The sequence below is a fragment of the Candidatus Methylomirabilis limnetica genome (genome assembly GCF_003044035.1).
GTDB classification, from domain to species: Bacteria; Methylomirabilota; Methylomirabilia; order Methylomirabilales; family Methylomirabilaceae; genus Methylomirabilis; species Methylomirabilis limnetica.
The window spans coordinates 1-23,571 of sequence record NZ_NVQC01000028.1 but is presented as its reverse complement, the minus strand read 5'-3'; the positions used below and the strand labels follow the sequence as shown (position 1 = coordinate 23,571).

The 23,571-nt window shown below is 58.8% G+C and carries 28 protein-coding genes, 3 tRNA genes and 1 other RNA gene; 27 read left to right on the top strand and 5 right to left on the bottom strand.

The features are described 5' to 3' along the window. The first annotated feature begins 28 nt into the window (after nt 1–28). The gene (gene queG, locus CLG94_RS10840) at nt 29–1,219 is read left to right on the top strand and encodes a tRNA epoxyqueuosine(34) reductase QueG (RefSeq protein WP_107563448.1); all 1,191 of its coding nucleotides are present in this window, start codon (nt 29–31) and stop codon (nt 1,217–1,219) included. Here queG and CLG94_RS10835 read toward each other — a convergent pair. Next, nucleotides 1,182–1,892, bottom strand: coding sequence for a class I SAM-dependent methyltransferase (locus CLG94_RS10835; protein WP_107563446.1), 711 nt, complete (start codon nt 1,890–1,892; stop codon nt 1,182–1,184). The two genes, queG and CLG94_RS10835, sit on opposite strands and share 38 nt — an antisense overlap. Before the next feature lie 311 nt (nt 1,893–2,203). Between CLG94_RS10835 and CLG94_RS10830 the strand changes: the two genes are divergently transcribed. The 7 genes from CLG94_RS10830 to CLG94_RS10800 are packed head-to-tail and all read left to right on the top strand — an operon-like array spanning nt 2,204 to nt 7,203. Beyond that, nucleotides 2,204–3,085 (top strand): YicC/YloC family endoribonuclease, encoded by an 882-nt coding sequence (locus CLG94_RS10830; RefSeq protein ID WP_107563444.1) that lies wholly within the window; start codon nt 2,204–2,206, stop codon nt 3,083–3,085. 25 nt (nt 3,086–3,110) lie between these two features. Beyond that, nucleotides 3,111–3,392, top strand: a complete 282-nt coding sequence (locus CLG94_RS10825; protein WP_107563442.1) for a DUF370 domain-containing protein — start codon at nt 3,111–3,113, stop codon at nt 3,390–3,392. Beyond that, nucleotides 3,389–3,997, top strand: a complete 609-nt coding sequence (gene gmk, locus CLG94_RS10820; protein ID WP_107563440.1) for a guanylate kinase — start codon at nt 3,389–3,391, stop codon at nt 3,995–3,997. Before CLG94_RS10825 ends, gmk begins: the two co-directional genes overlap by 4 nt. Nucleotides 3,998–4,016: 19 nt before the next feature. Next, entirely contained in the window at nt 4,017–4,457 is a 441-nt protein-coding gene (gene rpoZ / locus CLG94_RS10815) for a DNA-directed RNA polymerase subunit omega (RefSeq protein WP_107563582.1), read from the top strand. Between the two features lie 2 nt (nt 4,458–4,459). Next, nucleotides 4,460–5,071, top strand: coding sequence for a molybdenum cofactor guanylyltransferase (gene mobA / locus CLG94_RS10810; RefSeq protein ID WP_107563438.1), 612 nt, complete (start codon nt 4,460–4,462; stop codon nt 5,069–5,071). A 24-nt stretch (nt 5,072–5,095) separates the two neighbouring features. Beyond that, the gene (locus tag CLG94_RS10805; protein WP_161954146.1) at nt 5,096–6,361 is read left to right on the top strand and encodes an amidohydrolase family protein; all 1,266 of its coding nucleotides are present in this window, start codon (nt 5,096–5,098) and stop codon (nt 6,359–6,361) included. Continuing rightward, on the top strand, nt 6,358–7,203 hold the full coding sequence (locus CLG94_RS10800) for a menaquinone biosynthetic enzyme MqnA/MqnD family protein (RefSeq protein WP_161954145.1): 846 nt from the start codon (nt 6,358–6,360) through the stop codon (nt 7,201–7,203). Before CLG94_RS10805 ends, CLG94_RS10800 begins: the two co-directional genes overlap by 4 nt. Before the next feature lie 58 nt (nt 7,204–7,261). Here the strand turns inward: CLG94_RS10800 and CLG94_RS10795 are convergent, their stop codons facing one another. Both CLG94_RS10795 and CLG94_RS10790 read right to left on the bottom strand, forming a co-directional pair. Further along, nucleotides 7,262–7,543, bottom strand: a complete 282-nt coding sequence (locus tag CLG94_RS10795; protein ID WP_107563434.1) for an FmdB family zinc ribbon protein — start codon at nt 7,541–7,543, stop codon at nt 7,262–7,264. Nucleotides 7,544–7,569: 26 nt separating this feature from the next. After that, nucleotides 7,570–7,818 carry a hypothetical protein gene (locus CLG94_RS10790; protein ID WP_107563432.1) on the bottom strand — a complete coding sequence of 83 codons (249 nt, stop codon included), beginning with the start codon at nt 7,816–7,818 and terminating at the stop codon, nt 7,570–7,572. 266 nt (nt 7,819–8,084) lie between these two features. Here CLG94_RS10790 and CLG94_RS10785 point away from each other — a divergent pair, with 266 nt between their 5' ends. The 8 genes from CLG94_RS10785 (at nt 8,085) to CLG94_RS10750 (ending at nt 14,329) form a co-directional block, all read left to right on the top strand. Continuing rightward, complete coding sequence (locus CLG94_RS10785) at nt 8,085–8,828, top strand: TVP38/TMEM64 family protein (RefSeq protein ID WP_107563430.1); 744 nt, start codon at nt 8,085–8,087, stop codon at nt 8,826–8,828. 43 nt (nt 8,829–8,871) lie between these two features. Then, nucleotides 8,872–10,077 carry a sodium/calcium exchanger protein gene (locus CLG94_RS10780; RefSeq protein ID WP_107563428.1) on the top strand — a complete coding sequence of 402 codons (1,206 nt, stop codon included), beginning with the start codon at nt 8,872–8,874 and terminating at the stop codon, nt 10,075–10,077. Nucleotides 10,078–10,296: 219 nt separating this feature from the next. Beyond that, nucleotides 10,297–11,049, top strand: a complete 753-nt coding sequence (locus CLG94_RS10775) for an NYN domain-containing protein (protein WP_107563426.1) — start codon at nt 10,297–10,299, stop codon at nt 11,047–11,049. A 34-nt stretch (nt 11,050–11,083) separates the two neighbouring features. Then, a complete protein-coding gene (locus CLG94_RS10770; RefSeq protein ID WP_107563424.1) occupies nt 11,084–11,875 on the top strand; it encodes an enoyl-CoA hydratase/isomerase family protein in 792 nt (263 codons plus the stop codon). Between the two features lie 160 nt (nt 11,876–12,035). Next, on the top strand, nt 12,036–12,242 hold the full coding sequence (gene thiS / locus CLG94_RS10765; RefSeq protein WP_161954144.1) for a sulfur carrier protein ThiS: 207 nt from the start codon (nt 12,036–12,038) through the stop codon (nt 12,240–12,242). A 29-nt stretch (nt 12,243–12,271) separates the two neighbouring features. Then, the gene (locus CLG94_RS10760) at nt 12,272–13,048 is read left to right on the top strand and encodes a thiazole synthase (RefSeq protein ID WP_107563580.1); all 777 of its coding nucleotides are present in this window, start codon (nt 12,272–12,274) and stop codon (nt 13,046–13,048) included. 39 nt (nt 13,049–13,087) lie between these two features. Then, entirely contained in the window at nt 13,088–13,795 is a 708-nt protein-coding gene (gene thiE, locus CLG94_RS10755) for a thiamine phosphate synthase (protein WP_107563420.1), read from the top strand. Between the two features lie 9 nt (nt 13,796–13,804). Next, complete coding sequence (locus tag CLG94_RS10750; protein ID WP_107563419.1) at nt 13,805–14,329, top strand: YacP-like NYN domain-containing protein; 525 nt, start codon at nt 13,805–13,807, stop codon at nt 14,327–14,329. A gap of 158 nt (nt 14,330–14,487) precedes the next feature. Here the strand turns inward: CLG94_RS10750 and CLG94_RS10745 are convergent, their stop codons facing one another. Continuing rightward, on the bottom strand, nt 14,488–14,862 hold the full coding sequence (locus CLG94_RS10745; RefSeq protein ID WP_489752984.1) for an HU family DNA-binding protein: 375 nt from the start codon (nt 14,860–14,862) through the stop codon (nt 14,488–14,490). A gap of 254 nt (nt 14,863–15,116) precedes the next feature. Here CLG94_RS10745 and smpB point away from each other — a divergent pair, with 254 nt between their 5' ends. From smpB to CLG94_RS10715, 6 genes are all read left to right on the top strand, one after another. Further along, nucleotides 15,117–15,596, top strand: coding sequence for an SsrA-binding protein SmpB (gene smpB / locus CLG94_RS10740; RefSeq protein WP_107563415.1), 480 nt, complete (start codon nt 15,117–15,119; stop codon nt 15,594–15,596). 88 nt (nt 15,597–15,684) lie between these two features. Beyond that, nucleotides 15,685–16,035: a transfer-messenger RNA gene (gene ssrA / locus CLG94_RS10735) on the top strand. A 348-nt stretch (nt 16,036–16,383) separates the two neighbouring features. Beyond that, a tRNA-Val gene (locus CLG94_RS10730) sits at nt 16,384–16,458 on the top strand. 107 nt (nt 16,459–16,565) lie between these two features. Next, a tRNA-Asp gene (locus CLG94_RS10725) sits at nt 16,566–16,642 on the top strand. A gap of 42 nt (nt 16,643–16,684) precedes the next feature. Next, entirely contained in the window at nt 16,685–18,148 is a 1,464-nt protein-coding gene (gene glgA / locus CLG94_RS10720) for a glycogen synthase GlgA (protein ID WP_107563413.1), read from the top strand. A 96-nt stretch (nt 18,149–18,244) separates the two neighbouring features. Continuing rightward, the gene (locus CLG94_RS10715) at nt 18,245–18,640 is read left to right on the top strand and encodes a Spy/CpxP family protein refolding chaperone (RefSeq protein WP_107563411.1); all 396 of its coding nucleotides are present in this window, start codon (nt 18,245–18,247) and stop codon (nt 18,638–18,640) included. 61 nt (nt 18,641–18,701) lie between these two features. Here the strand turns inward: CLG94_RS10715 and CLG94_RS13340 are convergent, their stop codons facing one another. Further along, entirely contained in the window at nt 18,702–18,860 is a 159-nt protein-coding gene (locus tag CLG94_RS13340; protein WP_161954143.1) for a hypothetical protein, read from the bottom strand. An 89-nt stretch (nt 18,861–18,949) separates the two neighbouring features. On the opposite strand from CLG94_RS13340, the gene CLG94_RS10710 reads away from it, so the two are divergent. From CLG94_RS10710 to CLG94_RS10690, 5 genes are all read left to right on the top strand, one after another. After that, the gene (locus CLG94_RS10710) at nt 18,950–19,702 is read left to right on the top strand and encodes an MBL fold metallo-hydrolase (RefSeq protein WP_107563409.1); all 753 of its coding nucleotides are present in this window, start codon (nt 18,950–18,952) and stop codon (nt 19,700–19,702) included. A 105-nt stretch (nt 19,703–19,807) separates the two neighbouring features. Continuing rightward, nucleotides 19,808–20,536, top strand: a complete 729-nt coding sequence (pyrF, locus tag CLG94_RS10705) for an orotidine-5'-phosphate decarboxylase (RefSeq protein ID WP_107563407.1) — start codon at nt 19,808–19,810, stop codon at nt 20,534–20,536. Continuing rightward, nucleotides 20,517–21,857 (top strand): replication-associated recombination protein A, encoded by a 1,341-nt coding sequence (locus CLG94_RS10700; protein ID WP_107563406.1) that lies wholly within the window; start codon nt 20,517–20,519, stop codon nt 21,855–21,857. The genes pyrF and CLG94_RS10700 overlap by 20 nt, the downstream gene beginning before the upstream one ends. Nucleotides 21,858–21,872: 15 nt before the next feature. Continuing rightward, entirely contained in the window at nt 21,873–22,760 is an 888-nt protein-coding gene (locus CLG94_RS10695) for a 3-hydroxyacyl-CoA dehydrogenase family protein (protein WP_107563404.1), read from the top strand. Between the two features lie 233 nt (nt 22,761–22,993). Continuing rightward, a tRNA-Phe gene (locus CLG94_RS10690) sits at nt 22,994–23,069 on the top strand. Nucleotides 23,070–23,571: the final 502 nt, after the last annotated feature.

Here is a 23,571-nt window from a genome sequence, read left to right as displayed (position 1 = left end):
ACAAGGCATTGTGGAACGGTAAGCGCCCATGGGGGCAAAGCGGAAGGATCGCGACGTGGTCGTGCGGAGCCCTGAGCGGTTGGCTCAGGCGATTAAAGAGGAGGCCGGCCGTCTGGACCTCGATCTGGTCGGGATCTCGCCGGTCGGCGACCCTCCCCATGAACAATCATTCGCCGACTGGCTACAAGAGGGGTACGGTGGCGAGATGGCCTATCTGACGCGTACGGAGCAGGCCCGACGCCACCCGGAGACGTGGCTTCCCTGGGCGCGCTCGGTGGTCTCTGTCGCCATGAGCTACTACACCCCCTTTTCGCGCGAGACACACCCGACGGGCGTACCCAGGGGATGGATTTCCCGCTATGCGTGGGGAGAGGACTATCACACGATCCTGGAGAGCCGACTTGACGCGCTGTTCGGCTGGATTCGACACACTGTCGGCGAGGAGGTTCAGGGTAAGGTCTACGTCGATACCGGGCCGGTGCTGGAGAAGGGGTTCGCTGGTCTGGCGGGAATCGGGTGGATCGGTAAGAATACGCTGCTCATCTCCCCAAAGCACGGCTCGTATTTTTTCCTGGGCGAGCTGTTCCTGAGCCTCGAACTGCCACCGGACGGACCGATCGGGGACCGGTGCGGCTCGTGCGATCTATGTCTCAAGGCCTGTCCAACTGATGCCTTTGTCGGCCCACATCGACTGGACGCTCGTCGCTGTATCTCGTACCTGACGATAGAGTCGAAAGGCAGCATTCCGGCACAGATACGGCCGCTGATCGGCAATCACATCTTTGGCTGTGATATCTGCCAGGAGGTCTGTCCGTATAATATCAACATCGCGCCCTCGAAGGAGCCCACTTTTCAGCCCCGTGAGGGCCTTCATGCGCCGGAGTTGATCCCTCTCCTTGCGCTCAACGAAGAACAGTTTCGTTTGCGGTTCAAGGGAAGCCCTATCCGGCGTTCAAAACGACGGGGTGTTCTACGAAACGTGGCAGTGGCGCTTGGCAACCTGGGCTCCGCGGACTCGGTTTCGGGTCTGGCGAAGCTCCTCTCCGATCCGGAATCGCTGGTCCGGGGCCATGTCGCCTGGGCCTTAGGCCGAATCGGGACAGCGCAGGCGCGTGCAGCGTTGACCGAAGCGCTTGACTGCGAGACCGATCCCGACGTCAAAGCGGAGATCGAGCAGGCACTTACCGCCTGCGCGCTTTCACAGTCACCCGGGCCCTGATCGTCAGCTCTCTCCCGCCGCGCTCCAGATAGGCGAGAAACCCCTCCCAGCGGCTATCGGTCTTCCATTTTCCGATGAGATCTAAGGCTTCCATGTAGGCCAGGGCGTCAGCCGCGGCGGCAAAGGACAGTACCTCGTGCTCGGCTTCGAGATAGATGGGGTCGAATCCCGATGCTGTGAGCGCCGTTTCGACATCCTGTTCTCCGTAGGCGAATCGGGAACTCCTGCCACTCTCCTTCCACTGGTCTCGGTGAAGGGTCGAAAAGGCGATGCAGCAGCCAGGCGCCAGGACTGCGGCTGCTCGTCGAATGATCTCGTCGGACATGCAGAGGTGGGCGACCACCAGATCGATCGGACCAAGCTCGCGATACTCGATCCGCTCGGCGTCGCCGCACATAAACGTGATATGGTCAAGGCCAAGGGTACGGGCATGCTGCCCTGCCTCCTGGATTACCTGATCCGACCAGTCGATCCCGATGATCCGGCCGGCCTCTTCTGCCAGGGCAAAGCTCAAGCGCCCAGTCCCACACCCGACATCCAGAACAGTCCGCTCGCGTAGCGGCTCTTCCCGTATGAGGCGCAGGAGCGTTTCGCTGAGGCTGCCGTGTTTCGCCTCGTGCCCTTCGCCGGGCCGATAGGTCCCCTCGATTCGCTGCCGCTTCCACTCGACCATCGCTCCTCCTTATTCTGGTTGCATTGTATACCACGAGGTCAGACAGCGCGACTCTTTCGGCAAGAGTGGGACTACCCGTTTCCCCCTTTGACAAAGGGGGATTAAGGGGGATTTTATAAAAATATACCACATTTTATTTAATGATTTCCCCCCTCTCACTGAATGGTTACCTTGAGTCGAGGATTTGATTTGACAAAACCGCCGGTGATCGCTAAACTATCATTTTTAGGGATCTCCGTGCGGCCCCCCTTCGCGTCCACCTATCCAGGTAGTGGCAACACTCATGTCAATATTATCGAGGCCATGATGAGATGCTGAACAGTATGACCGGGTTTGGGCAAGGGGAGTGTGTCACCTCCTCGAGACGATACGCATGCGAACTGCAGTCGGTCAACCATCGTTACCTGGAGACTCGTGCCCGGCTTCCAAAGCGGCTTGGCGCCCTGGAGTTGCAGGTCCAAAAGATCCTGCAGGGACGCTTCGCACGAGGGCGGTTTGACGTGACGGTGCTTGAGGAGTTGACGGGTGAGCGATCCTGCAAACTGCACCTCAATCGTCCGTTGGCCCACGCGTATCTTGACGCCGTCAAGACGCTTCAGTCAGAACTCGGTCTCGCGGGAGAGGTGACGCTGGAACTACTACTTTCCCAATCAGACCTGTTCGGTCTGGAAGGAGAGGAACCGAGGGCGGCGGATGCTGATTGGTCAGCGGTCAAGATTGCCCTTGAAGGGGCGATGAACGCCCTGGCTGAGATGCGGCGGGAAGAGGGAGGGGCGCTTAAGGCCGACCTGCTCGGCCGCCTGGAGCAAGTCGATGAGACCTTGGCGACGATCGCCGCCCGCGCGCCGGAAGTGGTGCAAAGCTACAAGAGTCGCCTGGAGCTTCGGCTCCAGCGCTTACTGGATGGGAAATCGGTGGACCCTGGCCGACTGGAACAGGAGGTCGCAATCCTGGCTGAGCGTTCTGATATCGCGGAAGAGACCACGCGGGTCACAAGCCACCTCGGGCAGTTCCGGGATCTCATCCAGCAAAAGGGTCCGCATGGCCGACGGATGGAGTTCCTCTTGCAAGAGATGCAGCGCGAGGCCAACACCATCGGCGCTAAGGCGAACGATGCCAAGACCTCGCACGATGTGATAACATTAAAAAGCATTCTGGAGCAGCTCCGGGAGCAGGTCCAGAACGTCGAGTAAGACGAGTAAGAAGGGACAAACCGCCTTGGCCGCAAAGCTGCTGAACGTAGGGTTCGGAAATATGGTGGCGGTAGCCAGGGTCATCGCCATCGTCGATCCCGGTTCGGCTCCAATGAAGCGGTTAAAGGACGAGGCCAAGCGGGCCGGCAAGCTGGTTGACGCAACCAACGGTAGGCGTACCCGGTCTATTATCGTGACCGATAGCGACCACGTCCTGCTGTCGGCCATCCAGACCGAGACGATAGCCCAGCGAGTCGAAGCCGATGCGCTTTCCGATCGAATGAGTAAGGACTTGCGAGCAGAATGAATCGGCATCGGTTGGTAGTGGTCGTGTCGGCCCCCTCCGGGGCTGGGAAGACCTCCTTGTGCCATGAGGCCGCACGGCTGTTGCCCCGGCTGATTCACTCTGTCTCTTATACTACCCGTGCGCCCAGGCCTGACGAGCAGGACGGACGCGACTATCACTTCGTGAACGAGCCTACCTTCCGAAGGATGATCGAGGCGGGCGAATTCGCAGAGTGGGCTTACGTGCATGGCCATCTCTATGGAACCAGCCGTCCGCTGCTGGAGAAACAGTTCGCGGAAGGTCTTGATGTCATCCTTGACATCGACACGCAGGGGGCAGCCAAGCTTAGACAGGACTACCGAACGGGGGTATTTGTTTTTGTCGTTCCCCCCACCTTCGATATGCTGGAAACCAGGCTGCGGCAGCGGCGGACTGATTCGGAGGAGGAGATCCGTCGGCGCCTGGCCATGGCCAGAGAAGAGCTGCAGCACTACCGGCATTACCAGTACATTGTCGTGAACGATATCTTCGAAGAGACCGTTAAGCAACTATGCTGCATTATCACTGCCGAGCGAGCCCGAAGAGATCGAGTAGATCTCTCCTTTCTGGATGTGGGAATCGACTGAGGTAGGGAGGGTCTTGGACATGCCGCTTTTCCCTTTGGAACAACTTCTGACGCACGTGGATAGCAAGTATCGCCTGGTGATCATCGCCGCCAAGCGCGCGAAGCAGTTGATGCACGGCGCCGAGTACCTGATCACCCCGAAGAGCAGTAAGTCGCCGTATATCGCTCTGGAGGAAATAGGCGCCGGGAGGCTAGCCTATGACATGAAGCCCGTAGAGGGTGCGAAGGCAGTGGAGCTGGTTGGTCCAGAGGCTGGGGCTACCTGGTTCCGAAGCCTCTCCGTTGGGGACGCCCTTGGCGACGAGGAGATCGTCGATAAGGAAGAAGAGGAAAAGGAGGGAGCCGAGTTGGATGAGACCCCAGCGGAGCATTTCGCCGGATCGGGCGAGGAGGTAGAGAAATTGGAGGTGACCGATCTCGATGTCCTGGAAGAGCCGGCGGAAGTAGAGGACGAAGCCTAAAGGTGACGGGTATTGTGCTGGCGGGCGGTAAGTCCTCTCGGATGGGGTTCAATAAGGCCTGTATCGAATTCGGGGGCAAACGGCTGATCGAGGCGACGGTGGACTGCCTGAGGGCGCTCTTCCCGGAGGTCCTGATTATTGCCAATGACCCTCCGCTCTATGCGTACCTCGGTGTCAAGGTCATCCCGGACCTGATCCCCGACTCCGGATCTCTCGGCGGGATCTATACCGGGCTGAGTGCTGCTAGTCATCCTGCGTGTTTCTTCGTTGCCTGTGATATGCCTTTCCTTAACGCCGACCTGATCAAGCTCTTGATCCGCGAGGCCGAAGGCTGGGATGTAGTAGTCCCACGTGTGGGAGGCGAGTTACAGCCGCTTCATGCCGTGTACGCGAAGTCGTGCCTCCCGCTCATTAAAGAGGCCATCGACGGTGGCGTGCTGAAGATTGCCCGGTTCTTCCCGAAGGCCAAGGTGAAAATCATCGAGGAGCCGGCGATCAGGGCGGTGGACCCTCATCTCCTCGGGTTCATGAACGTCAATACTCCACCGGAGCTTGATCAGGCCGAGGCGATCAGACGACAGCAGTGCAGCCTTCAGCGGTCAGCTCACAGCTGATAGCTGACACCTGAAAAGACTACCGTGATCCTGACCGCTCGTTTCCTGCTCCCCATTTCCAGCCCTCCCCTTTTAGACGGTGGCCTCCTGATTCGCGATGGGGTCATCTGCGCGGTGGGCAAGGCGTCTGCACTCATAAGGGATTTCGCGACAGAACCTCACGACGACCTGGGGGGCGCAGTCCTCCTCCCCGGCCTGGTCAATGCTCACACCCACCTGGAGCTGACCGGGCTGCACGGCCGCCTTCCTTTTGGCAGATCGTTTACCGAATGGGCAACCACCCTGCTCAATCTCCGCTCCGAGTTGGATGGCGCGTTCTTTGCGACGTCGGCTCGCCTGGGTACCACGGCTCTGCTCCGAAGCGGCGTCACCTGTGTAGCCGACATTACTACGTCCGGCAGAAGCGTAGCCCCTCTCAAGGCAGCGGGGCTCAGGGGTATCATCTTTCAGGAGATCCTGGGACTTGACCCTGAGCAGGCCACGGAACGGATCGACGCTGCCGAGAAGGCCCTTCAGTCGCTTCAGCTCCAAGCGAGCGGAAGTCTGTTGTCGGTCGGCCTGTCACCACACGCGCCGTACAGCCTGTCAGAGCCGCTTCTGCTGCGCTGTGCCGAACTGTTGCGGCGACGGCGCCTCCCGGCGACAATTCACTTGGCCGAATCTCCCGAGGAGGTGACGTATATCGGGCTCGGGATCGGGCCGATCGCTAGTGAGCTGCTGCCAGCCGTGGGTCGGCATTCGCCATCCCATCGAGTCTGCGGCGAAAGCCCGGTCGCGCTTCTCGACCGAGCCGGCCTACTCTCGGAGCAGTTACTGGCTGTGCACGGGGTGCATGTGGGGGGATCTGATCTCGAGTTGCTGAAACAGCGAGGGGTGGCACTGGCCATGTGTCCCAGAAGTAATGACTATCTCAACGTGGGAACTGCTCCCCTCCCCCGGTACCTGGCGTCCGGACTTCGAGTCGGCCTGGGGACCGATTCACTGGCCAGCAATGAGACGCTGAGCCTCTGGGACGAGATGCGATTTGCGCATCGCCTCTATGGCGGGGCGGTCACGGCGCAGCAGCTTGTGACAATGGCAACGCTCGGCGGGGCCGCGGTACTCGGGATGGCCGGGGCCATCGGGTCGCTTACGCCCGGTAAGCGGGCTGACCTTACTGCCCTGGCCATCGATCGCCTCGACGATGCCGACCCGTATGGATCGCTTCTCAGCCAGGCCTCGGATGGGTTAGTCGTTTTGAGCATGGTGGAAGGGAAGATCGTGTATCAACGCGAGGGGGCGGAGCGGTGAAGCCGGCACTGGGCAAGGTGGCATATATCAATTGTGAGCCGGTCTATTACGGGATCGAGCAGGGCGCGATCCCGGCAGAATGCCGGATCGTTGAGGGGACTCCTGCCGAGCTGAACGGTATGCTCCGGGCGGGGGATCTTGATCTGTCAGTCATCTCCGCCATTGAGTATGCGTGCCATTCGGACAGATATCTGATCCTCCCGGACCTGGCGATAGGTTCGGATGGCCCGACTGAAAGTGTTCTGCTCTTGAGCCGGGTGAAGCCATGCGACCTCGATGGGAAACCGGTCCGCCTGAGCAGGGATTCCCTCACATCGGTCTTCCTGGTAAAGCTCCTGCTTGCGAAGGCGTTTGGGGTGAGGCCTCGGTTTCTGCCGGCCGGGGCAGAGACAACCGACTCACTCTCGGAAGATGTTGCTGGGGTCTTGATGATCGGTGATCCGGCGCTTCGGGCGAGGGGACAACTTCCCTTCACCCTTGATTTAGGTCAGGGATGGAAGGAATTGACGGGTCTGCCGTTTGTCTTTGCCGTCTGGGCGGTCCGCCGAGACTTTTATCGCGATCATCGGGATGAGACGCATCGGCTCCATCGCGCCCTGCTCTGCTCCAAGCGCTACAGCCTCGCTCGGCTTGATGAGATCTGCGAGGCAGTCTGTCAACGGGTCAGGCTGAACCGAGACGCTTGTGCAACCTACCTGAAGGAGCGCCTCTCCTTCGATCTGACTCCACGGCATCTGGAGGGGCTCCGCCTTTTTTTCACATTGCTGGAGGCGGAGGGGGAACTCAAGTCCATACCTCCATTGGAGTTTATCGACGCTGTGCAGGATAACGCACCCGGATGAACGCGCAGGTGACTCCTCGTCTGCTTCGTCGCGCCTGAGGCCGGCCGTTCAGGCCAAGTTAGGGGGTTTCGCTCTTCTTCGACTCCTTGCTCACGGCTTTTACGCTTCCACTATCGGCCGAAGCTGCTTTTTTATCTGCCTCTACGGCCTTTTTCCGCTCTGGATTGGCGTAATCGGTCACATACCACCCCGATCCCTTAAAGAGCAGGCCGGGGGCGGAGAAAACCTTGTAGACTTTCCCCTGGCACAACACGCACTTTTTGACCGGTTTGTCAGAGATCTTTTGGATTACCTCGAACCTGTGATTACAGACCTCGCACTCGTATTCGTAGATTGGCACAAATGCTACCTCCTTTTCGACCGGCCTCACCAGAAGACGACCGATAACAGTACGCCTTCGCTGGTCACGCTCATCGGCTCAAGCTGGTTCGGTCCAGCCGTGTACGATAGGATAAGCCGCTGGTCCCGCAATGTCAAGGTGGCGAGTCCATCGTTCTGAGCCGAAGAGGCCGACGCCAGTCTGCCGTCATACAGGTTGGACGAATTTTTCTTGACAGTAACGTGGCTTAGCAGGTAAGAGAGTGACGAGATATGACGATACTGCACCCTAATCATTCCAAGTCAAACTCCACACCTTGCCGTTTCATTCCGTTGAGGGTTGATACCCTGCGGCTTGCCGCGAGTTCGTCATACCGGCGGAAGCCGGTATCCAGAGGGCCCGACTGGATTCCGTGTCAAGCACGGAATGACGGGTCAGAACAGAAGACGATACCCCGTAGCTTGCTGTGGGGTAGTTCATTTTCAGCGCGTTCATTGGCTGGGCTCTGTGGTGAGCTATACTCACGGCCTGGTGGGCCAAGTCGATCGAGCAACGTTCGTCGATGAAGAAAACCGTGATGATTGCCACGGTCCTCATGGCCGTGGCCGGCCTGGCATACGCCTATACCCTGTGGGGCGAGTGGCTCGACCTGGGAGGGTACTGGGAGTGGATTGCTCCCTACACCAACGAACAGGTTTTAGCTCGGTACGTCGAACAGGCCGGACCGTGGGGACCTCTCGTTTTCATCGGGCTCCAGGCTCTTCAGGTCATAGTCTCGCCGATCCCCGGTGAGGCGACTGGCATCATCGGCGGGTATCTCTTCGGGACGCGTGCAGGTCTCATCTATTCCACCATCGGCTTAACCATCGGCTCCTGCCTCGCCTTCGGCCTAGGTCGTTGGCTGGGACACCATTTCGCTCGCCGATTCGTTACACCCAAGACCTACGAGATGTTCTTCTTTCTCACGCGGACCCAGGGCAAGTTGATCACCTTCCTCCTCTTTCTTATCCCTGGTTTCCCGAAGGACGTCCTGTGCTACATTCTTGGTGCCAGCCCCCTGTCGTTCGGTGCCTTCTTCCTACTCACCACCGTGGGCCGTATCCCCGGTACCTGGCTCCTGTCCATGCAGGGAAGGCAAGTCCGGACCGCTCACTATGGCAGCCTCTTTGCCTTTGTCTTCTTCCTGTCTATAGCGTGTCTGCTGCTCTACCTGTATCGCGAGCCGCTCTTCAGATGGATCAAGCTCGATCATTATCGGCGGCAGCGGCAAAAGCGAGACATAGCAGGGGACCAGGAAGTCGGATGAGTCCTTGGAAGACAGGTGCGGGAAGCCAAACGGGACCTTGGCTATGAGCGTAAATCTGCGGTTGATCGCCGCCATCCTTTTGCCCTTGCAGTGGATAGGCATCCGGCTCTTCGACGTTCACCTGCCACCTCAATGGGAGATGGTGGGCGCCGGATTGGCCATCTTTGGGGCCGCGTTCCTCCTCTCCTGGGCGGCCGAGGTGGCACAAGTCGATATCCCGCAGGCGCTCGCGCTTGCCTTCCTCGCGCTGGTTGCCGTGCTCCCGGAATATGCGGTGGACATCTACTTTGCCTGGTCTGCCGGCAAGGACCCGACTTACATCCCTTACGCCACTGCCAACATGACCGGCGCAAATCGCCTACTGATCGGCGTTGGGTGGGCCTCTGTTGTCGTGACATTCTGGCTTAAGACCCGACATCGGCAGGTCGTCCTTGACCGATCTCGCTACATCGAACTCTTTCATCTTGTGCTCGCCACCATCTATAGCTTCATCATCCCACTGAAAGGAACCCTCTCGGCGCTCGACTCGTTAATCCTGGTGGCGATTTTCGTGTCGTACATGATTTCCGTCTCGAAGGCACAGGTCGTCGAACCAGAACTGGATGGAGGGGTCGGGGAACTGCTGATGCAACTACAGCCGAACTATCGTCGGTTGGCTACCATCGCGATGTTCGTCTATGCCGGGCTCGGCATCTTTCTAGCGGCCGAGCCCTTCGCCGAGAGCCTTTTGGCTACCGGCCGGATATTCGCTATTGAGGAGTTTCTCCTGGTGCAGTGGCTGGCGCCGCTGGCCTCCGAGTCGCCCGAGTTCATCGTGGCGATCGTCTTCGCGCTTCGTGGGAACCCAGGGGCTAGCATGGGCACGCTACTGTCTTCCAAGGTCAATCAATGGACCCTCCTGATCGGCACGCTCCCGCTTGCCTACAACCTTTCTGCCGGCCATCTTGGGGCGATGCACCTGGATGCCAGGCAGACCGAGGAGATATTTCTGACAGCGGCCCAATCCCTCTTCGCGATTGCCGTGCTGGTAAATCTTTCGTTCTCTCTGACAGAGGCTGGTCTCATCTTCGTTCTCTTTATCACTCAACTGTTCTTCACGGATCCCATTTCCCGCCACCTCTATGCCATCGGCTACATTGTGCTCGCAGTGTCGTGGTTCATCGCCAGCCGCTCAAGTCGGCAAGGCCTTGCCGCCATGGTGGTGGAGCGATGGGCCGGTACAACCGTGGCGGCTTCCCATCAGAAATGAGAAGAAATGATCCGGCGAGGGTAGGTGACGGTAGAAGAACTGGGCTGAGGAAGGGAGCGGTATCTCCCAAGCAGAGACTCAGTCCGATTAAACCTGTTGACAGGCTACGGGTGGCATGTTTAGGCTTATCTTGAGCCAAGGGGGTACTGCGGCCGGAAATGCGGCTCATCCGTCATGCCATCGGCGTCGCCTGAAGGGCGTCAAGCAGAAAGGGGTTCAATGAACGAAGAGAAGAGACTCGCCCTCTTCATCGACTTTGAGAACATCGCGATTGGTATCAAACAGGCCAAGAAGCAGTTCGAGATCGGCCTTGTGCTTGAGCGGCTCGTGGAGAAGGGAACGATTATGGTCAAGCGTGCCTACGCCGACTGGGGACGCTACGCTGAGTACAAACGGCACCTCCACGAAGCGGCTATCGAGCTGATCGACATCCCGCAGAAGCGAATCAGCGGCAAGAATAGTGCTGATATCCGGCTGGCGGTGGATGCGATGGACCTGGCGTGGTCCAAGGAGCACCTGAACACCTTTGTCATCGTCTCTGGTGATAGCGATTTTTCGCCTCTGGTCTCCAAATTGCGAGAGAATAATAAGGAGGTCATCGGTCTCGGCGTTAAGAATTCGGTCTCGGAGCTGCTGGTGGACAACTGCGACGAATTCATCTACTACGAAGACCTGATTCGCTCCCCCAAGAAGCCACCCGTCCTCGCCGGCCTGCCTGAGAAGAAGGTGGAGGTATTCGAACTCCTGAGCGACTCTATCCAGGCTCTCATGCGGGAGAACAAAGAGGTGCTCTGGGGGTCAATGGTCAAACAGACGATGATCCGCAAGCGGCCCTCCTTTAACGAAGGGTACTACGGATACAGTACCTTTTCCAAGCTGTTAGAGGACGCTGTCAAACACAATATCATCGAGCTGAGGCGGGATCCTAAGAGTGGTACGTATATCATCACCAGCTTCGCGGAAGGCACATAATAGGCTGAAGACTGAAGGCTTTGGTGGGGGCAGAATGGCCTACAAGACACTGATCCACACGGTAAAGGGCTCGGTGGCCAATATCACCCTGAACCGGCCTGATCGTTACAATGCCCTGAATAGGCAGATGGTGGAGGAGCTGCTGGAGGTGGTCCTCGCCTGCCACGAGGACCGGGCAGTTCGTGCGGTGGTGCTGATGGGCGCCGGCCAGGCCTTTTGCGCCGGCGGAGATGTCAGGGGGTTCATCGAACATACGAACACCATCACCCTGCACGTAAAACGGCTGTTGATGTCTCTTCACAGCGTGATCACATGCATCTGTCGTATGTCAAAGCCGGTCATCGCTGGAGTGGGCGGGGTAGCCGCCGGCGCCGGGATGGGCTTGGTCATGGCCTGCGATCTGGCGGTGGCGGCTGAGTCTGCTCGATTCACCATGGCCTATACGAAAATTGGCGCTACCCCGGATGCCAGCTCGAGTTATTTTCTTCCACGATTAGTGGGGTTGCGACGCGCTATGGAGTTGACATTCACCAACCGGGTTCTGACGGCAGAAGAGGCTAAAGAATGGGGACTGGTGAACCGGGTAGTGCCAGACGCTGAGCTTGTTACTGTTGTAGACGCCATGGCGAACGAGCTAGCCGCCGGCCCGACGCCCGCCCTCGGGCGAGCCAAGCGGCTCCTGTTCATGAGCGACCATGCAAGCCTGGAGACCCAAATGGAGAACGAGGCCCAGCTCATCGCGCTGAGCAGCCAGACTGCGGACTTTCGCGAAGGAGTACAAGCCTTTATCGAGAAGCGCACACCGGCATTCAGTGGGCGGGAGTAAGATGGTGCGTTGACAAGTCGTCATACGTGGGCTAAGGTCAAAATACAGCAGCGTTCAGCAGTCAGCAGCTAGCGATCAGCGAGGTGTAGAAAGACAAGCAACCTTCTCTTTGCTGAAAGCTGACCGCTGATAGCTTTCCTTGATCGGAAAGAGCTTTATAGTGGAACTTACAGTCAACGGGAAGAAGCTCGAAGCGACAGACGGCGCCACGATTACCGCGTTGCTGGGGGAGTTGCAGATCAACCCGCTCAGGGTTGCGGTCCAGCTTGATCAGCGGATCATCAAGCGCGAGCTGTATGAGAGCACTGCGCTGCAAGCAGGGGACACGCTGGAGATTATCACCTTCATGGCTGGCGGATCCCAATGAGGAGCGAGACGGTGCTGGAGCAGAATGTGATGGAGAACGGCGACACCCTTAAATTTGCCGGTAGGGAGTTTCGGTCGCGGCTCATCGTTGGGACGGGCAAGTTCCCGGACCATCGAACGATGCAGCAGGCTCATGAGGCCTCGGGTGCCGAGATGATAACGGTGGCGGTCAGAAGGGTGAACCTGGATCGAACCCAGGAGTCGCTCCTGGACTATATCGACACCAAACGGTTCGCGCTCCTGCCCAATACTGCCGGCTGCTATACTGCGGACGAGGCGATCAAGACCGCGATGCTGGCCCGGGAGGTCGGTCTCTCTGACATGGTTAAGCTGGAGGTGATCGGCGATCAGCGGACCCTCTTCCCGGATACCGAGGAGCTGCTGAAGGCCACCAAGGTCTTGGTCAAGGAGGGCTTCGTGGTCTTGCCCTACACCAACGACGATCCGGTCATGGCGAAGAAGTTGGAGGATGCCGGTGCAGCCGTAGTGATGCCGCTTGCCGCCCCGATCGGTTCCGGCCTTGGGATACGAAACCCGCACAACATCAGGATCATCCTCGAGGCGGCGCGGGTTCCGATTATTATCGATGCGGGGGTGGGCACGGCTTCGGATGCCTCTATCGCCATGGAGCTGGGATGCGATGGCGTCCTGATGAACACGGCGATCGCATGCGCCAAAGATCCGGTCGCGATGGCGGCAGCGATGCGGCACGCGATGATTGCCGGGCGATTGGCGTACCTGGCCGGACGGATACAGAAGAAGCTCTACGCCAACGCCTCAAGCCCACTCGAAGGCATGATCGGATAGGCAGGTTTCGAGTTTCGAGTTTGGAGTTTCGAGTTAGGTATGCGACCCGTGGAACCCGGAACATTTCTTTCAACCCGAAACCCGAAACCCGAAACCCGAAACCCGTCTTCATGGGGTCTGTACGTCGTAACAGACCGATCCCTGACGAAAGGTCGGCCCATTGAGGTAGTCGTCGAGGCCGCGCTTGCCGGTGGGGCGAAAGCCATCCAGCTCCGCGAGAAGGACCTATCTACGCGAGATCTCTATGAACTGGTTGAGCGACTCCTCCCGCTTGTGCGCGGGCGAGGCGCCTGCCTCCTCATCAACGACCGAGTCGATTTGACGTTGGCCCTGCCGATCGACGGTATTCACCTTTCCAGAACGAGCCTCCCGCCTGCCGAGACGCGGGCCCTACTGGGACCAACGCGACTGATCGGCGTCTCCTGCCACTCTCTCGAAGAGGCAATCGAGGCTGAGAGAGGGGGAGCCGACTTCGTCATGCTCGGTCCGCTGTTCCCGACGCCATCCAAAGCAGCGTACGGACCGCCCATTGGTATGGCGCGGCTTGAGGAGGTGAGGCGGCGGGTTCGGTTGCCGATCTTGGGCATTGGAGGAATCACAGCCTCAAACACGGCTTCCGTGATGGCGGCCGGTGCCGACGGGGCGGCCGTGATCTCCGCCATCATGACGGCGGACGATCCAGCCGACGCCGTTGCTTCCCTGCTACATATCATCCGCTCTGCCCCCACGGGTGCGGCAGGGCGCTAGGTCTGGTTTATGTGGATTGTGATTGATGGCTATAATGTGATCCGCCGCTCCCCTCAACTTCACCCCATTGATCGCCGAGACCTGCAGGAGGGGCGGGAAGCTCTCCTGACAACATTAGCCGCCTACCGACGCCTGAAGGGTCACCGGATCACTGTCGTTTTCGATGGGTGGGAACAGGGCGGGATCAGCGAGCAGGTGAGACTCACCGCTGGCCTGCAGGTGGTCTTCTCGCGCCGCGGGGAGCGAGCCGATCAGGTCATCGTGCGGTTTGTTGAGAAAGCCCCCTCAGGGGCGGTAGTGGTTACATCAGATCGGGCTTTGGCAGATGACGTGGCGCGAACCGGCGCCTTGGTCCTCTCGGCCGAGGAGTTTCACGAGCGCATAGATCTCGCACTCCGAGAAGGGGATGGTGGCGAGTTTCAAAAAGATGACGATTCGGTCCCCGAATCCCCAGGGCCTGGAAGGCTAAAGGGTCCCGCAAGACGCCCATCGAGGCAAGCCAAGCGCCGGATCACCACTCTCAAGCGCTTGTGAGAATTCCAGGGGTTTAAGCTAAAAGCCTTCAGCCTATCAACCTGAGCAGTTACCAAGCGTTCATAAATACGAAGAGGAGAGACACGGTCTCTCCTCTTCGTCGTCTGCTATGACGTCGCATGCTATAGTCGACAGATCAGGGCACCAGCAAACCCCACTTACCTGCCAGAGTTGACGACAGTTTTCAAGGTCTTTCCCGGCCTGAAGCGTACGACCTTACACGCCTTGATCTTGATGACAGCACCGGTCTGGGGATTGCGCCCGTTCCGGGCCGCTCGCTTAGCCACCGAGAACGTCCCAAAGCCGACCAGGGTGACCTTCTTCCCTTTCTTGAGAGAGTCCTGCACCCCTGACTCGACACTGGCCAGGGCTTGTTCTGCCGCCTTTTTCGTGATGCACGCATCCTTGGCAATCTTATCCACTAGTTCCGCTTTGGTCATGCCCCCCCCTTTCTCAATGAATGCACTAATAATAAGTAGATCACCATCGGTCCTTGCCGACTCGCCTAGAAAGCTCTTACCAAACTCCCCCATGATCTGTCAAGGGAAAAAAGACCTTAGTAATTAAACGTAGGTAACTACTCAGGTAGATAGACTGTAGGCTTTTAGACTGTAGGAACGCGCCATGCGAGATCATACCAAGCTCGGAGCGTTTGAACTGGCCGACGAAGTGGCTGTCTTGATTCGGTCCATGCGCAACGACTAACAGCCTTCAGCCTAAACACCTAAGTAGTTGGACCTGGAATTCCACTTGCCGCACAGTGTTGGGCTACGCTATAGTCCATAAAATGACATCGACACAGGAAAGAAGAATCCTCTGCTCCAACCGGCGGGCGAGGTATGAGTACCAGATCGAGGAGGTCATCGAGGCCGGTATAGTTCTTACCGGAACCGAGGTGAAGTCGTTGCGGGATGGCAAGGCTGACCTGAAAGATAGTTATGCCGCCATTGATGGGCAGGAGGCGTATCTGTTTAACTGTCACATCAGCCCTTACACCGCAGGAAATCGATTTAACCCGGACCCGAACCGTAAGCGGAAACTACTGCTGAACAGGATAGAGATCGCCAGGTTTGTGGGGAAGGTCCAAGAAAAGGGTCTCACCTTGATCCCGCTGAGTTTCTATCTGACTCGACGGAAGATCAAGCTGGAACTGGCGCTGGCCCGTGGGAAAAAGCTGTACGATAAGCGGGAAACCCTGAAGCAGCGCGCGATGACGAAAGAGATGGACCAGCTCACTCGCGGCCGTGCGGATCGGGATCGGCGGTAGCTGTTGACTTTTTCAGTCAGGCGGCATAGAATAAAAGTAGTCTTTTACCTCCAGGCCCAACTGGACGTAGCGTTAGCTTTATTATTGCGGGGGCGCTCCGGTTTCGACGGGGATAAGGGAGTAAGGGCTGCGTGCCGAGGCCCCATCGCCTCGTTAAAAGGTGGGAAAACAAGCAACTGCCAACCACGAATTGGCACTGGCCGCCTAAGAGTGGCCACGTTCACCCCACCTCGCTCGTCGGGTGGGATCTGGGCGCCGACTAGACGGGCTGGCTTGCCTCTCGTGCTCTGGGGAGGCGGGTAAGATCCACATGAGCTAGCCGCTCCGGGACCCTGCCTGTGGGGGCCAAGAGAGGCGAATATTCATACACGGGCTACGCACGTAGATGTTCTTTCCGACATGTTCTCGGACGCGGGTTCGACTCCCGCCGCCTCCACCAACGCAATGCAGTTGAACCGCCCTCCGGGCTCCCCAACCTGGAGGGCGGTTCCATAAGTGCCAGGATGTCGATGGCGGTCTGCGCGAGTTAGCGTACCGGCCGATGTCCCATCGGGTTGGCTCCAGTCGGATTTGCCCTGGCAGCCCCATCGGTAGGAGTGCCGACCGCTCCGGCCTTCGTTCCAGAAGGTCCTTCAGATGGTTCATCCTCTCTTCGATGCACTTACGAGGAGGAGCCTGGAAGATCTTGTCCCGCTTTGGACAGCGTTTCGGCTTGACACTCAATCTCTATGAGCTATACTGAGCAACGGTTTCTTCCGCGAATCCTGTCGCGAGTGGCGTTGCAGCCGGGCGAATAGCTCAGCGGGAGAGCACCTGCCTTACAAGCAGGGGGTCGGAGGTTCGACACCTTCTTCGCCCACCACCAAGTTTAGCGGAGCTGAAATTGTGGCGATTGGTTCTTGGCGATTCGCTTTCATGGGATGCCTTTCTCAGACACTCGTCGCTCTCCACTAATCACCATCTTTTTGCGGGGTCGTAGTTCAGTTGGTTAGAACGCCGGCCTGTCACGCCGGAGGTCGCGGGTTCGAGTCCCGTCGGCCCCGCCACTTCTCATTATCACATGCCGTACAGAGGGCAGGATTGCCCAGGTGAAAATTCTTTTTGCGGCTTCTGAGGCCGTGCCGTTTGCCCACACCGGGGGGCTCGGCGATGTGGCTGGCGCGCTGCCAAAGGCGCTCAGTCGGCTTGGGCACGATGTCCGGCTCATCATGCCGCTCTACCGCTCCGTAGAGGTAGAGCGGCACCGACTCGATGTCGTTACAAAAGGGATCGAGGTTCCGGCGACTTCTGGCCCGCAAGCAGTGGATCTGCTTGAGGGGCGCCTCTCAAACGGGATGCGGGTCTACTTTGTTCGCCACGATCCCTCGTTCAACCGTACTGGCCTCTATCAGAGCCCATCTGCAGAGGATTACCCGGACAATGCGGAGCGGTTTGCCCTGTTCTGCCGGGCGGTCTTGGAGGTATGCCGAGCGGTCTCTTTCCAGCCGGAGGTTCTGCACGCCCACGATTGGCAGACGGCGTTGCTCCCTGTTTACCTGAAGACCACCCTCCAAACTGACCCCTTTTTCCAGCAGACCGCGACCGTCTTTACTATCCACAACATGGGTTACCAGGGTCTCTTCCCGCCGGAGGTGCTGCCGAGGTTGCTGTTGCCGCTGGAGCTATTCACGCCGGCGGGCCTCGAGTTTTATGGGAAGGGCAATCTGCTGAAAGGCGGGTTGCTCTTCGCCGACCTGCTCACCACCGTAAGCCGTCGCTATAGCCAGGAGATCCAGACCGCAGAGCGTGGGTTCGGTCTGGACGGCATCCTCAGAGAGCGGAAGAGCGATCTCTTCGGAGTATTAAATGGGATCGATCCCGAGGAATGGAACCCGGCCAGCGATCCTCACATCGCTGCTCACTACACGGTCGATGACCTTGCCGGAAAGGCCCGATGTAAGGCGGATCTCCAGCAACGATTTAAGCTCTCGGTCAAGGCCACTGTGCCGCTGTTAGCCGTGATCTCCAGGCTGGCTGGGCAGAAGGGGCTCGACCTGCTGCGCGACATCCTGGAGCCGCTGATGGCGATGAACCTGCAACTCGTCCTGCTAGGGAGCGGTGAGAAGGAACTCGAAGTGGCCTTTCGTGAGGCAGCGGCCAAGTATCCGGCCAAGCTGGCCGTCCAGATCGGCTTCGACATCCCGTTGTCGCATCAGATTGAAGCCGGCGCCGATATCTTCCTGATGCCATCGCGGTATGAACCGTGCGGTCTGAATCAGATGTACAGTTTGGCCTACGGAACGATTCCGGTTGTCTGCGCCACAGGTGGGCTGGACGACACCATTGTCCAGTTCGATCCCGTGACGGGGGAGGGGAACGGATTCAGGTTTGAGAAATCGACCACGACTGCTTTTCTGCAGGCCATCGGGCAGGCTTTGGCCTTGTATCCTGAGAAAGCCCTGTGGCCTCGGCTGATCACGAATGCCATGACCGCTGACTTCACCTGGGATCGCTCTGCCCGAGAATATGAGCGGCTCTATCGGCGCGCTGCCGAGAAGAAAGGTGAACAGTAGTAGTAGTGCACTGCGCTTTGTTGTTGTTTGGCGATGGGTTATCCTGTCCCCGCTTTAAGCATACGGGGACAGGCCTAACGGAAAGGGGAGAACCGTATGAGTACGTGGAAAAGATTGGGGATTGGACTGCTGACGACAACGATGCTGATCGGAGGGGGCATGGCTTCGGCTCAAAAGGAGCAGCCCAAGGAGTCAGACCCTTTCCAAAATCTAGGGCTTTCGGCCGATCAGCATACTAAGCTTGAGGCGGCCAAGAAGGATCGGATGGCAGCGCTGGGCGCGAGTGAGCAGAAGATGTTGGATCTTCGAAAGAAGCTGGTGAGCTTGATCTTTGACAAGAAGGCGTCGGACAAGGATATTGACCAGGTGGTCAACCAACTTGGAGCAGCCGATAAAGAGGTGCTTCTGTCACAGATCAAATTTCATAAGACGATACGGCAGGCCCTCACCCAGGAGCAGCTTACAACCCTGAGCAAAGGGGGTAGTAAGTAATAATCGCGTGAATACCCCTCTCAGCATGGTCAGTAGGTGGGTAGGGTTAAACTAGGGCGATTCAGTATTCTCCTCCGGCCCGGTGACTGGTAAGGTTTAGCGTGTCGTCTCCTTGCGGTAGGGCTACGGTACCAGTCTCGCTGGCTACCGTCAGCTCTCGCAAGCCTCGCTCGTAATCGCCAGATGGGAGCGCCAGGTGCGCGAAGGGCCTAAGCCCCATTCTATACGCCTCCACGCCCTGTTCACCTAACCCTTCTCTCCATCCTGCCCTCCCTTGTCAATGCCCAGGCTTCATGGTATCGTGACGCCATGCAGCTCACGATCCTTGGCTCCGGGACCGCCATTCCAAGCCTCATACGGGGATCACCCGGCCTTTTGGTCGAGGTGGCTGGTTCCTCGCTTCTGTTCGACGGCGGATCGGGCACGCTGCCGAGACTCCTCAAGGCGGAGATTTCGGTCACTGAACTGGACCGAGTCTTCTACACCCATCTTCATCCGGATCACACCGGTGATCTGGTCCCGCTCCTGTTCGCCCTCAGGAATCCGATCTGGCGACGGACTAAGCCGCTGCACCTCACAGGCCCAAAGGGATTTCTGGCCTTTTACGAAGGCCTGATCCATCTGTACGGCGACTGGATCGCTGCAAAGACGTACGAGTTGGTACTCACTGAGACGCTCCAGGAGGTTACGGAAGGCGTAGGGTTCCGGGTGATTCCTCGTGAGGTGGTGCACCTTCAGCATAGCCTCTGCTACCGGATCGAGTCGGCCGATGGCAAGAGCCTGGTCTTCTCCGGCGATACGACCTATTGTGACGCGATGATCGAGGCGGCCAAGGGGGCGGACCTGCTTGTCCTGGAGTGCTCTGCCCCTGATGAACAGCCGATGAAGGGCCATCTGACCCCGACGGAGGCTGGCCAGATCGCGGCCCTGTCCGGCTGCCGCCGACTGGTTCTGACGCACTTTTACCCGACCTGCGAGGCGTACGATCTCGTCACCCCCTGCAAGAAGGTCTTTGACGGTGAGGTGATCCTGGCGGAAGACCTGATGCGCCTGGATGTGTAAAGGAGCAGCGTTTAGGTAGATAGGCTGAAGGCTGAAGGTGGATGGCTGTCAGAATACTTCAGCCTTCAGCCTTCAGCCTAAACCCCTAAGCAGTAAAGCGATGGTATGCATAAGACACCCGAACTGATCGTGGCCCTGGATGTGGGAGACCTGGCTTCAGCCTCTGCGCTGGTTGAGCAACTGTATCCGACGGTGACACTCTTCAAGGTGGGCCTCCAACTCTTTACGGCTGAGGGTCCTCTGGCGGTAGAGGTGGTAAGGCAGCGGGGCGGAGCGGTCTTTCTGGATCTGAAGCTGCACGACATCCCGAACACCGTGGCCGGAGCGGTCCGCGAGGCCGCAAGGCTCGGGGCGGCGATGTGTACGCTCCACGCCTCCGGCGGACGGTCGATGCTGCAGGCGGCAACGGCAGCCGTCGCTGCAAGCGGCTCTCCCATGCGGCTGTTGGCGGTGACAGTGCTCACCAGCCTGGACTCGCGAGGCCTTGAAGAGGTTGTCGGCAGCAAGCTCGATCTTACGGCGCAGGTCGTTCGTCTTGCCTCGCTCGCGCAGGAGGCCGGGTTGGATGGCGTTGTGGCTTCACCTCACGAAATCGGCTTGCTGCGGGCCACGTTGGGACCGTCGTTGTGCCTCGTCATCCCAGGCATCCGTCCGGCATGGGCTGCAGCCGATGACCAACGCCGGGTTATGACGCCTCACGATGCGACCGTCGCAGGCGCGGACTACCTGGTGATCGGCCGGCCGATCACGGCAGCAACCGATCCGGCAAAGGCGACTCGCCGGATTTTGGATGAGCTCAAGGCGGTAGCGGAAGATGACACCGGATCTTTTTGAACGATTGCCCACCCCATCCCAAAAGGTTCCAGCGCCGCTTGCGGACCGGATGCGCCCGAGGACGCTCCAGGAGTTCGTCGGGCAGGAGCACCTACTCGGAGAAGGGAAGTTCCTCCGGAGGGCCATGGAGGCGGGAGAACTGCCGTCGCTGATCCTGTGGGGCCCGCCCGGTTCAGGCAAGACGACCCTCGCTTTTCTACTAGCGGATCGGTGCAAGGCGACCTTCTGTCCGTTCTCGGCCGTCACCTCCGGGATCAAGGAGATCAAAGAGGTGATCGCTCGCGCCCAGCAAGAGCGCGCCTATGGCAGGCGGACGCTCCTATTCATCGATGAGATTCATCGTTTCAACAAAGCCCAGCAGGATGCCTTCCTCCCCCACGTGGAGGGGGGAACGATCGTACTGATCGGAGCCACCACCGAGAATCCATCGTTCGAGGTTATTGCTGCCCTCCTGTCCCGTGCGAAGGTCGTGACACTTCACCCGCTGGCGGAGGAAGCGTTGATGGTCATCCTCCGGCACGCACTCGGCGATCAGGAGCGGGGGCTCGGTCACCTTCACATCGAGGCCGATGACGAGGCGCTACGCTTCATCGCGGGGCTCGGCTCGGGGGACGCCCGCGTATCGCTGAACACCTTGGAGCTGGCGGCGCAGATGGTAGATGAGCAGCCCGATGGGAGCAAGCGATTGACCTTGAAGATGGCCCAGGAAGCGTCAGGAAGGCGGGTGCTGCGCTACGACAAGGCCGGGGAAGAGCATTACAACCTGATCTCCGCCCTGCACAAGAGCCTGCGGGGCAGCGATCCTGATGCCTCCCTCTATTGGTTTGCCCGCATGCTGGCATCGGGCGAAGAGCCGATGTACATTACCAGACGCCTGGTCCGATTCGCGTCGGAAGATGTCGGCAATGCCGATCCACAGGCCTTACACGTAGCGCTGGCGGCCAAGGACGCCTATCATTTCCTCGGTTCACCCGAAGGTGATCTGGCACTGGCCCAGGCCGTGGTGTACCTCGCCACCGCGCCCAAATCGAATGCCATCTATGTGGCCTTCGGTAAGGCGCAAGGCGATGTAGAGCAAGCGCCGCTCGAAGGGGTGCCATTACACCTGCGGAATGCCCCAACTTCCCTGATGAAGGAACAGGGGTACGGCGCCGGTTACCAGTATCCCCATGATCTCCCGCAGGCCATCGCGCTTCAGGACTACCTGCCTGAACAGTTGAAAGGCCGGATCTACTACCGGCCTACTGACCGCGGGCTCGAAGCCGAGATCGGCCGAAGACTTGCCGAGTGGCGTCGCCGGAAAGCGGGAACGCCGTCGTAAGCGATGGGAGCGTCTATGACGAGCATTAAGACCGTTGGAGTTATCGGTGCCGGTATCATGGGGTCTGGCATCGCGCAGGTCGTTGCGCAGGGAGGCTACGCCGTCATTGTCAGGGAGGCGGAGCAGCGCTTTTTGGACAAGGGAAGGCAGGCGATCGACGGCAGGCTGCAACGGGCGGTTGAAAAGGGACGGATGACCGTCGAGGAACAGGCCGCGCTCCTTGAGCGGATCAGGTGGACACTCGCCCTGGAAGAGCTGAGCGGGGCCGACCTGATCATCGAGGCGATCACCGAGGATCTGCCGCTGAAGCAGGATCTATTCCGGGCACTGGATCGCCTCTGTCCGCCGAGCACCATCTTTGCCAGCAACACCTCATGCATCGGCATCATGGCGCTGGCCTCTGTAACTGGGCGGACCGACCGATTCGTCGGCCTGCATTTTTTCAATCCCGTTCCGCTGATGAAGCTGGTGGAGGTGGTCCGGAGCATTCGCACCAGCGCAGAGACCTTTCAGATCGTCTCCGATTTTGCCACGTCACTCGGCAAGGAACCGGTTGCGGCAAAAGATAACTGCGGTTTCATCGTGAACCGCCTGCTGGTGCCGTACCTGTTGGATGCTATTCGAGCGTTAGAGGCGGGTGTCGCGTCTACGGCAGATATCGACAAGGCGATGAGGCTCGGCTGCAACCATCCGATGGGTCCTTTGGAGCTGGCTGATTTTGTTGGCCTTGATACGACCTACGCCATCGCTAACATCATGTTCGAGGAGTATTGGGAACAGCGGTATGCGCCACCACCACTTCTGAAGAAAATGGTTATCGCCGGCTATCATGGGCGGAAGTCGGGCCGTGGTTTCTACGACTACTCCGGCCCAACGCCGCAAGCGACGGACCTGGGCCTGTGATGCTTTTGCATAAGTCCGTGTACCAGCAATACCCCATGAAATTACGCCGGACCACGGCGCACGAAAAGGCATCTTCACCCCCCCATCCTCACCTTACGCGGACTCCTCCCCCCTCGGAGGGGGAGGATACAGGCGGGGGGGATTTTCTAAGGAACTGCACTCCTTGACAAAAGAGCTTCGCGGTGCTAGAAAGAAGGGTCTTTCCGTGAACGGCTCATCCCCTTTCCGATTTTGGGCAGGTAGCTCAGTTGGTAGAGCACAGGACTGAAAATCCTGGTGTCGGCGGTTCAATTCCGCCCCTGCCCACCATTACCTCCTCTCTAACATCGCCAAGCTATAGTTTCCGATGTGGTCCAACTCAGGCGCGGCAGTGAGAAATTGTGTCGGAGTTGTGTTAATTCTACTATCCATATTGACTTGCCCGCGCCACGGCGGAGGTACACATTCCGATCATGTCTGCCATCCATTCCGATTGAAACCAGCCAAGCATTCCGACGCTAGTGCAGGTCAGTGGTTGTAATCTCCATTACATCTGTGCCCCCGCGGGCCAGCCCGGGCGGCTATCGTCCGGTGGGGGCGGCATCGAGGTCTCATAATGGCTGTTGTGTTAACTGGGCACAGGGAGAGTGAGCGGAGACCCCTCTCATGATTCCTATCGTCACCTGAATGAGGACCTATAAAAAAGGCTCTTCGCGTAATCGAGTGGGTGAATTTCATGTTTTTCAGAGTGCCGGGAGCATGGACGTGAGTATTTTCAGCCTCAGATATTCTTCATCCCGCAGCCCATACGCACGGCGTTGGATAACCCGTA